This window comes from Longimicrobiaceae bacterium (assembly GCA_035696245.1).
Classification (GTDB): domain Bacteria; phylum Gemmatimonadota; class Gemmatimonadetes; order Longimicrobiales; family Longimicrobiaceae; genus DASRQW01.
The window spans coordinates 1-1,836 of record DASRQW010000090.1 but is presented as its reverse complement, the minus strand read 5'-3'; the positions used below and the strand labels follow the sequence as shown (position 1 = coordinate 1,836).

General features: G+C 74.6%; 2 protein-coding genes. Both read left to right on the top strand.

Annotated features, from left to right (window positions below):
• The coding region (locus VFE05_04225; GenBank protein ID HET6229262.1) for an asparagine synthase-related protein at positions 1 to 1,623 on the top strand (1,623 nt) is incomplete at its 5' end.
• A 61-nt stretch (positions 1,624 to 1,684) separates the two neighbouring features.
• On the top strand, positions 1,685 to 1,801 hold the full coding sequence (locus VFE05_04220) for a lasso RiPP family leader peptide-containing protein (protein ID HET6229261.1): 117 nt from the start codon (positions 1,685 to 1,687) through the stop codon (positions 1,799 to 1,801).
• Positions 1,802 to 1,836: the final 35 nt, after the last annotated feature.

Sequence of the window (1,836 nt, the reverse complement as noted above, 5' to 3'; positions counted from 1 at the left end):
GGCTGGGGCGGAGTGCCGGCCGCCGGATCGACCGACCTGGAGCTGGTGCTCGCCGCGTACGGCGCCCGCGACCCCGCCGTGCTCGATGGGTTGCTGGGTGACTTCGGCCTGGTGCTGTGGGACTCCGCCCGGGGCGAGCTGACGGCCGTACGCGACGCATTCGGCGTGAAGCCGCTCTTCGTGGCACACGACGGGGCGACGCTGCTCCTCTCCTCCAGCCTCGACGCGCTGGCCGGCGAACGAGACGTGGACGAGGAGTTCGTCGCCGACTTCCTCGCCGGCGGCAGCTCTCCCGGGGGGCGCACCATCTGGGCGGGCTGCCGCGCGCTGGAGCCGGGCGAGGTCCTTCGCAGTGCGGACGGCATAGTCACGACGCGCCGCGCGTGGTCGCCGTTCGCGTTCACGCCCGCGGCGCGCGTGGACGAGCGCCAGGCGACGGAGACGTTCCGCGAACTCTTCCTGGAGTCGGTGCGCCTGCGCGCGGACGGCGGAGGCGGAGGCGTGTGGGCGCATCTTTCCGGTGGCCTCGACTCGTCGTCGGTCGTCTGCGCCGCGGATCACCTAGCTCGGGCCGGGCGCCTGCCGCGAGGGCTGGACGGCACCGTCACCATGGTGGACACGCTGGGCGACGGCGACGAGCGGCGCTGGTCCGACGCGGTGGTGGAGCGCTGCGGTGTGGCCAACGAGACGCTGGTGGACCGGTGGGCGTGGCAGGATGACGCCGCCCCGCCCACCCGAACGGGCGAGCCACGCTCGCACTACCCGTTCTGGGCCCGCGACCGGGCAATGACGGCGCTGCTGCGCGAGCGCGGCGCGCGCGTGCTCCTCAGCGGGCAGGGAGCCGACCACTACCTGACGGGCAACTGGGGCTACGTCACCGACCTGCTGGCGGCTCGCCGAGTGGGCGAGGGTCTGCGCGAGCTGACTCGGCTCTCCGTGGGCGTGCGGCAATCGTTCTGGACGGGGCTGGGGCGCCACGGCGTGCAGCCCTTCCTGCCCGCGGCGCTCCGGCAGCGGACGGCGCGGCGCCACGAGCGGCTTCCCGGCTGGATCGAGCCCGCCTTCGCCCGGCGTACGGGGATGGAAGACCGCCTGCCCGCCGCCCGCCGCCTGGCGGTGGAGGAACGGCGCGGCAGCCGCTTCGCCCACGAGATCGCGGTGGAGATGGCGGGGCTGACGGGCTTCCTGGAGCGCGAGCCGTTCGGCGGCGCGCTGGAGGTGCGGTATCCGTTCCTCTACCGCCCGCTGGTGGAGCATTCGCTTCGCCTGCCGCCGCAGATGCGAATCCGCGCGGGCACGGGCAAGTACGTGCTGCGCGAGGCGATGCGCGGCATCCTCCCCGAGGCCGTGCGCACCCGGCGCGGCAAGGGCGGGATCGACGCGCGGCTGCTGTGGACGCTGGGCCACGAGGCGCCCCGCCTGCGCGAGCTGCTGCGCGACCCGGTGGTCGCCCGCCGCGGCTGGGTGCGGCCGGACCGGCTGCGGCAGGCGGTGGAGGATGCGCGCTGCGGCGAGGTCGGCAGCCTTCCTTTCCTGCTCTGCACACTCGCGCTGGAGACCTGGCTGGCGGCCCGCGAGGGCGCGTCGCCGTGGGACCGGCAGATGAACGACACCGCGGCGTGAGCCGCGTCCCGGGCGCTGCGCACCGTGCGCCGCCCATCCATACCCAACGAGGGAGAAGCACATGAAGAAGACCTACTCGGCCCCCACCGTGACCGTGCACGGGAGCGCCGTCGCCGCCACGCAGGGCAACGGCGGCAAGCTGCTCGAGTTCATCAACTGGCGTCCGGGCCAGCCCTGAGCAGTTCGGCCCGCCCGGATCCGTCCGGGCGGGCC

Bases quoted from the DNA above. Each gene is read 5' to 3' on its own strand.
- VFE05_04220 (HET6229261.1), top strand. From the start codon at position 1,685: ATGAAGAAGACCTACTCGGCCCCCACCGTGACCGTGCACGGGAGCGCC.